The 7,403-nt window shown below is 71.7% G+C and carries 8 protein-coding genes and 1 rRNA gene; all 9 read left to right on the forward strand.

Annotation, left to right across the window (positions count from 1 at the left end; genetic code table 11):
* Positions 1 to 92: ribosomal RNA gene (rrf, locus tag AC0682_RS02060) — 5S ribosomal RNA — on the forward strand; the annotation flags it as partial.
* A 71-nt stretch (positions 93 to 163) separates the two neighbouring features.
* Positions 164 to 808: an HAD family hydrolase gene (locus AC0682_RS02065; protein WP_478530506.1), complete on the forward strand. Its 645-nt coding sequence runs from the start codon at positions 164 to 166 to the stop codon at positions 806 to 808.
* 42 nt (positions 809 to 850) lie between these two features.
* Entirely contained in the window at positions 851 to 2,134 is a 1,284-nt protein-coding gene (locus AC0682_RS02070) for an MFS transporter (protein WP_478530507.1), read from the forward strand.
* Positions 2,103 to 3,275, forward strand: a complete 1,173-nt coding sequence (locus AC0682_RS02075; protein ID WP_478530508.1) for an acetoin utilization protein AcuC — start codon at positions 2,103 to 2,105, stop codon at positions 3,273 to 3,275. Before AC0682_RS02070 ends, AC0682_RS02075 begins: the two co-directional genes overlap by 32 nt.
* A 148-nt stretch (positions 3,276 to 3,423) precedes the next feature.
* Positions 3,424 to 4,239: a phosphatase gene (locus AC0682_RS02080; protein ID WP_478530509.1), complete on the forward strand. Its 816-nt coding sequence runs from the start codon at positions 3,424 to 3,426 to the stop codon at positions 4,237 to 4,239.
* 128 nt (positions 4,240 to 4,367) lie between these two features.
* Positions 4,368 to 4,580, forward strand: coding sequence for a helix-turn-helix domain-containing protein (locus AC0682_RS02085; protein WP_015609302.1), 213 nt, complete (start codon positions 4,368 to 4,370; stop codon positions 4,578 to 4,580).
* 175 nt (positions 4,581 to 4,755) lie between these two features.
* Positions 4,756 to 4,854 (forward strand): 30S ribosomal protein bS22, encoded by a 99-nt coding sequence (locus AC0682_RS02090; RefSeq protein WP_003948845.1) that lies wholly within the window; start codon positions 4,756 to 4,758, stop codon positions 4,852 to 4,854.
* Between the two features lie 170 nt (positions 4,855 to 5,024).
* Positions 5,025 to 6,113: an NAD-dependent epimerase/dehydratase family protein gene (locus AC0682_RS02095; RefSeq protein WP_478530510.1), complete on the forward strand. Its 1,089-nt coding sequence runs from the start codon at positions 5,025 to 5,027 to the stop codon at positions 6,111 to 6,113.
* Between the two features lie 15 nt (positions 6,114 to 6,128).
* A complete protein-coding gene (locus AC0682_RS02100) occupies positions 6,129 to 7,250 on the forward strand; it encodes a lysophospholipid acyltransferase family protein (RefSeq protein ID WP_478530511.1) in 1,122 nt (373 codons plus the stop codon).
* Positions 7,251 to 7,403 lie beyond the last annotated feature (153 nt).

Below are 7,403 nucleotides of genomic sequence, written 5' to 3' on the forward strand. Positions count from 1 at the left end.
CGCCCGGTTACATTCCGAACCCGGAAGCTAAGCCTTTCAGCGCCGATGGTACTGCAGGGGGGACCCTGTGGGAGAGTAGGACGCCGCCGAACAATTTTTCTGGGAAAGCCCCGTACCGTATGGTGCGGGGCTTTCCTGCGTTCTGAACGTCTAGGGTCGGACCATGCGCTACGAACTGGTCATCTTCGACAACGATGGTGTGCTCGTCGACAGTGAGCCGATCGCCAACACCATCCTCGCCGGCTACCTCACCGAACTCGGTCACCCCACCTCGTACGAGGAATCGCTCCGCGACTACATGGGGGCCGCCATGCACCGGGTGCACGACCTGGTGGAGGAGCGGAGTGGTGAGAAACTCCCCGCCGACTTCGAGGCCACCTACTACGCCCGCACCTTTGCTGCCTTCCAGGAGGAGCTGGTGGTCGTGGACGGGGTCGAGGAACTGCTCGGCAAGCTCGTCGCCGACGGGGTCGACTACTGCGTCGCCTCCTCCGGGAGCCACGAGAAGATCCGGGTCGGGCACCGGAAGACCGGGCTCGACCAGTGGTTCGAGGAAGAGTGGATCTTCAGCTCGGAGGATGTCGGGCGGGGCAAGCCGGCGCCGGACCTCTTCCTGCACGCCGCCGAGCGGATGGGCGTCGCGCCGGAGCGGTGCGTCGTCATCGAGGACAGCCCGCTCGGCGTCGAGGCGGCCCGGGCCGCGGGGATGGACGTGTACGGATTCACCTCGATGATGCCCGCCGACCGGCTGACCGGGGTGACCGGGTACTTCTCGGACATGTCCCAACTCCCCGAACTGCTCGCCTGATCCGTCTACCCACGGGTAGCGCCTGGGCCTACGCTCGCCGCCATGGCAGACGCGGGCATGACACGTCTGGGTGGGACGGACCCGGGCACGGCGGACTCCGGCGTGACCGATGCGGGCAGGACCGACCCGGCGCTACGGCGCGGCAGGGCGGCGCTGGCGCTGAGCTTCGGTGTCCAGGGGGTGGCGTTCGCGCTCCTGGTGACGCGTATCCCCACCCTCCAGGACCAGTACGGGATATCCGACGGGCTGCTGCCCGCCTTCCTGGCCGCCGTCCCGGTCCTGGCGGGCGTCGGCAGCGTACTCACCGAGAAGGTGGTCACCCGGGCGCGGCCGGGGACCGTCCTGCGGTGGGCCCAACCGCTCGTCCTGGTGGCCCTGCTCGGGGCGGGCGCCGGGCGGGAGATGTGGCAGGTGGCCGTCGCGCTCGGCGTCTTCGGGCTGGCGGTCGGGGCGCTGGACGCCTCCATGAACATGCTGGGCGTCAGCCTTCAGCGGGCGTACGGGCGGAGCATCATGCTGGGGTTCCACGCCGTGTTCAGCCTCGGAGGGATCGCGGGGGCCTGCCTGGCCTGGGTCGGGGCGAGGTGGGAGCTGTCGTTGCTCGTGTCGTACCTGCCGGTGGTGGCCGTGCTGCTGCCCGCCGCGCTGGTGGGCAGCCGGTGGTACACGGCGGGGAGGGGGAAGGCGCCGGAGCCCGGCGGTGACGGTACCGGCGGGGCGGGCGGGGCGCTGTCGTTCAAGCTGCTGCTGCCGCTCTGCCTGGTCATGTGTTTCGCCTACATCGGTGACTCGACCGTCTCCAACTGGAGTGCCAAGTACCTCCAGGACGTGCTCGGCGGTTCGGAGCAGCTCGCGACCGTCCCGTACAACGTCTACATGGTGACGACGCTGCTCGGGCGGGCCGTCGGGGACCTCGGGGTGCGGCGGTGCGGGGCGGTGGCCGTGGTGCGGGCCGGGAGTCTGCTGGCGGCCGGGGGGTTCGCGGTGGTGGCGGTGGCGCCGGGGGCCTGGGTGGGGATGGCCGGGTTCACCCTGCTGGGGCTCGGGCTGAGTGTGATCGTCCCGCAGACATTCGCGGCGGCCGGGCGGCTCTTCCCGGGGGCCGGCGACGCCGCCGTGGCCCGGCTGAATATCTTCAACTATGTGGGGTTCCTGGTGGGTTCGCCGCTGGTGGGCGTTGTGGGCGACGCGTGGAGCTATCGGGGCGCCATGCTCGTCCCGATGGTCCTGGTGCTGGTGACACTGGTGTATGCCCGCTCGTTCGCGGCGGAGGGCGCCCGATACGGTGACGGGCATGAGCGGCCGCGCACAGCTGATGTGGGATGACGCAGTTACGGGTTACGACTTCGGGGAGAGCCACCCCATGGACCCGGTCCGGCTGGCCCTGACGATGGGGCTGGTGCGGGCGTTCGGGCTCGATACGGCGGTGGAGGTGCGGGGCGCGAAGCCCGTGGGGGACTCGACCCTGCGGCTTGTGCACCGGCAGGACTACGTCTCGGCGGTGCGGGCCGCCTCGGCCGATCCGCGGTCCGCCGACCAGGCCTACGGGCTCGGGACCGTCGACGACCCCGCCTTCGCCGGGATGCACGAGGCGTCGGCACTGATCGCCGGGCTCTCCGTCGGGGCGGCCGAGGCCGTCTGGCGGGGCGAGACCACGCACGCGGTGAACTTCGCCGGGGGACTGCATCACGCCATGCCGGGGGCGGCCGCCGGGTTCTGCGTCTACAACGACCCCGCCCTCGCCATCGCCCGGCTCCTGGAGCTGGGCGCCGAGCGGGTCGCGTACGTCGATGTGGACGTCCACCACGGGGACGGGGTGCAGGCCGCGTTCTGGGAGGACCCGCGCGTGCTGACGGTCTCCCTGCACGAGCACCCGCGTACGCTCTTCCCGCAGACGGGGTGGCCGGAGGAGACCGGGGCCGGGGCGGGCGAGGGGTCCGCGGTGAACCTGGCGCTGCCCGCCGGGACCGGCGACGCCGGGTGGCTGCGGGCCTTCCACGCCGTCGTCCCCGAGTTGCTGGCGGACTTCCGGCCGCAGGTGCTCGTCACCCAGCACGGGGCCGACACGCACTTCGAGGACCCGCTCGCCCATCTCGCGGTCTCGCTGGACGCGCAGCGGGCGGTCATGGAGTCCTGTCACGAGCTGGCCCACCAGTACGCCGAGGGCGGGCGGTGGGTGGCGCTCGGCGGGGGCGGGTACGCGGTGGTGGATGTCGTACCGCGGTCGTGGACGCATCTGGTGGGGATCGCGGCGCACGCGCCCGTCGACCCGGAGTCGGTGGTGCCGCCGTCCTGGCGTGACCTCGTCTACGCCCGTACGCGGCAGCTGGGGCCGGGCCGGATGACCGACGGACGTACGCCCACCTGGCAGTCCTGGGAGGACGGGTACGACCCGGCGGACCGGCTGGACCAGGCGGTGATCGCGACCCGTAGGGCGGCCTTCCCGCTGCGGGGGCTGCTCGCCTGAACCGGCGTACCAGGGCATGAACCGGGGTACCTCGGCGCCTGGTGCCCGGAGCCGTCGGGCGGGGCATTGTGCCGGGCCGTTACGCCAACGGTGGGGTGAAAGCGGGAATCCGGCCGCCCGGCCGGCGCGATACGGCAGCATCCATCGGGTGTTGAGCACCGGAGCGTTGCGCGCCCATCTGCTGGCGGCCCGGCTGGCCGGGCCTGTGGCCACCTCGCGCGAGAACAGTCTGCGCAGCTACCGGCTGTTCGCCGCGCGCGATCCGCGGGTGCTGCTGGGGCTGACGCCCGAGCGGGCCTGGGGCGAGCCGGAGGTGCTGCGGCTGATGGCGGAGCGGTGCGGGGTCTCGGCCGATCCCGCGCATGTGTCGGGGCCGGACGCGATCGACCCGGAGCGGACGCTGGCGGCGCTGGACGCGTTCGCGGAGCGGCTGGGCCGGGTGGCCGCGCTGCGGGCGCCGGTGCTGCTCGGCACCGGGCATCCGCAGCGGCTGCTGGGCTTCTACGCCGCGCTGGCAGACGCCTTGTCGGCGGCGGGGTGTCCTGTTCTCACCCCGGCGCAGGGGAGATGTATCGACATAACGACGCGGTTCGGCGTACGTACCTACCGCCTCGACTACGTACGGGGGGTCGCGCTGGTCCGTGAGCCCGGGGGGCGGCCCTCGGGTGGTGAAACCGGCGCACACACGCATTCGCCGCTGCCCGTCCGGGTGGCCCTCCAGGACGCGGCCGAGTGGTACGGCGTGCTTCCGGAGTTGGTGATCGGGGATCACGGGTGGGTCTGCGGCGCAGGTCAGCTCGGTATCGAGGCCATCGGTCCGGCGGATACGGACGATCCCGCGCTCTTCGTCGGCGAGGCCGAGGGGCGGGTTTCCGTCGTCGTGCCGCTCGACGACGGGGTCCGCTCGCACTACTACCGGCCACTGACGCGCTATGTGCTCCACCGGGCCGGTCTGTCCTCGTAGCCGCCCGATCGTCCCTCCTCTTCCCCACTCGCATCACCCGCCCCTAATCTGGGGAGTGAGCGCACAGCGACGAAGAGTCACCGGAGGGGAAGCCGGTGCGCGTCCGGTGCGGAAGGTACAGGTGGGTCATGGCTGCTGACAACGAAAGGCCTCTCAACGAGGTCAGGTTTCTGACCGTGGCGGAAGTCGCCTCGGTCATGCGAGTGTCGAAGATGACCGTGTACCGCTTGGTGCACAGCGGTCATCTGCCGGCGATCCGGGTGGGCAGGTCCTTCCGGGTGCCGGAGCAAGCGGTTCACGCGTATCTCCGCGAGTCCTTTGTGGGGGTGGAATCAGCCTGAGGCCGCCCCCGAAAGCCTCGGGGACTGCCGTCCGGAACCCTGAGGACGGGCCTCGGACGCCTGGGGTTTGCCCTCGGATTACGTCCCTCACGCGGTGGCGGGTAGGCTAGGCCGACGTAGGTCGTGTGGGCCCAGACGCCCCGCACCAGTGAAGAAGAAGTGAGCGAGGGTAGTCGTGGGCTCTGTTATCAAGAAGCGGCGTAAGCGGATGGCCAAGAAGAAGCACCGCAAGCTGCTCAAGCGCACGCGCGTTCAGCGTCGCAACAAGAAGTAGGCGAACGCAGTTCGTGAGATCCGCAGCCCTTCCGCCCTTCCGGCGGGAGGGCTGCGGTGCGTTTCGGGCACGGGGTCGTCACAGGGCGGCGTCCACCCGCTACGGTGACGGCCAGGGAAGTCACCGCGGGAAGCAGGTCTCGCTTCCCGGTCCGACGGAAGGCGCGGGTCTTGGGGAAGGTCGTCCTCGTCACAGGAGTGGCCCGGCAGCTGGGGGGCCGCTTCGTCCGGCGCGTCCAGCGGGAGCCGGGGGTGGACCGGGTGATCGCGGTGGACGCGGTCGCGCCCGCGCATCCGCTGGGGGACGCGGAGTTCGTGCGCGCGGACATCCGGCAGTCCGCCCTGGCCCGCATCCTGGCGCGGTACGCCGTGGACACGGTCGTGCACCTGGACGTCTCCGGCAGGGCGCTGGGCGCCGGCGGCCGTACGGCGATCAAGGAGACCAACGTCATCGGCACCATGCAGCTGCTCGGTGCCTGCCAGAAGTCCCCGGCCGTGCAGCGGCTGGTGGTGAAGTCCAGCACCAGCGTGTACGGGTCGGCGTCCCGCGACCCGGCGGTGTTCACCGAGACCACCCCGCCCAAGTCGCTGCCGAGCGGCGGGTTCGCGAAGGACGCGGTGGAGGTCGAGGGGTACGTACGGGGCTTCGCCCGGCGCCGCCCGGACGTCGCGGTCTGCGTCCTGCGGTTCGCCAACATCCTGGGGCCGCGTCCGGACTCGCCGCTGGCGGACTATCTCTCGCTGCCGGTCCTGCCGACCGTCTTCGGCTACGACCCCCGGCTCCAGTTCGTGCACGAGGACGACGTGATCGACGTCCTGGGCATCGCCGCGCGCGAGCCCCGGCGCGGGACGCTGAACAGCGGCACGTTCAACATCGCGGGGGACGGGGTGCTGCTGCTCTCGCAGTGCTCGCGGCGGCTGGGCAGGCCGACCGTGCCGGTGCTGCTGCCTGCCGTGACGTGGGTCGGCTCGGCGCTCCGCACGATCGGGATGTCCGATTTCTCGCCGGAGCAGATCCGGCTGCTGACCCATGGCCGGGTGGTCTCGACCGTGCAGATGCGCGAGACCCTCGGTTTCCGGCCGGAGTTCACCACGGCCGAGACTTTCGCGGAGTTCGCGCGGAGCCGGGGCCCCGGGCTGCTGCCGCCGGAGACGGTGGGCCGGGCGGTGGACCGGGTGGCGGAGCTGGCGCTGCCGGGGGGTGCCGGAGCGCGGGAGCGCGGGGCCGGTGCGGTAGAGACGATTCACGGCGGCAGGTAGAGGAGCGCGGTCACGATGGCGGACGCCAAGGTCATTCCGTTCGACGACGACCGTTCGCGGTCCGGTGGCGGATCGCGTCCGGCCCGGCGCCGGACGGGGAGTGGCGGTGGGCGGGGCGACGGCTCCACGGCCGCCGTGAGCGCCCTGCCGGGCGGTCGGCTTCCCGAGCCCTCATCGCCCTCCTCGGAGGCCTCGGAGGGTGCCGGGGCGGGGGTGGAGGAGGCCGGGCGGTCCCCGGAGGCCCAGGCGTCCCGGGAGGCTTCCCCGGGAGAGGCGGGAGAGGCGGGAGCGGGGGGCGGCGGCTGGGAGCGGCGGATCGCGGGCGGGCTGGCGTTCCTGCGGCGGCGGGTCACCGGCGCGTACGAGGTCGACGAGTTCGGCTACGACAAGGAGCTGACGGACCAGGTCCTGATGTCGGCTCTGCGGCCGCTGGCGGAGAAGTACTTCCGGGTCGAGGTGAAGGGCATCGAGAACATCCCGTCGCAGGGCGGGGCGCTCATCGTGGCCAACCACTCCGGGACGCTGCCGCTGGACGGGCTGATGCTCCAGGTCGCGGTCCATGACCACCATCCGGCCGAGCGCCATCTGCGGCTGCTCGCCGCCGATCTCGTCTTCCAGCTGCCGGTCGTCAACGAGCTGGCGCGCAAGGCCGGTCACACGCTGGCCTGTGCGGAGGACGCGCAGCGGCTGCTGGAGCTGGGCGAGATCGTCGGGGTGATGCCGGAGGGCTTCAAGGGGATCGGGAAGCCGTTCGGTGACCGGTACAAGCTCCAGCGGTTCGGGCGGGGCGGGTTCGTCTCGACGGCGCTGCGGGCGGGGGCGCCGATCGTGCCGTGCTCGATCGTGGGCGCCGAGGAGATCTACCCGATGATCGGCAACGCGAAGACGCTGGCCCGGCTGCTGGGCTTCCCGTACTTCCCGATCACGCCGACCTTTCCGTGGCTCGGGCCGCTGGGCGCGGTGCCGCTGCCGACGAAGTGGACGATCCAGTTCGGTGAGCCGATCCCGACGGAGGCGTATCCGCCGGAGGCGGCGGAGGACCCGATGCTGATGTTCAACCTGACGGACCAGGTGCGGGAGCAGATCCAGCACACGCTGTACAAGCTGCTGGTGCAGCGGCGGTCGGTCTTCTTCTGAGCCGCTCGCGTGCCGGGCTGCTCGAAGGCAGCGGAAGGGGGGGGGGGGAGGGGGGGGGGGAGTTACTTCAGTGGCCGCGGTTTCGGGGTGGGGGTTGAGGTCTTCTCATCTATGGCCAGCGGCGGGGGGGGGGGGGGGGGGGGAGGGGGAAAG

It is taken from the genome of Streptomyces sp. NPDC043746, assembly GCF_056436485.1.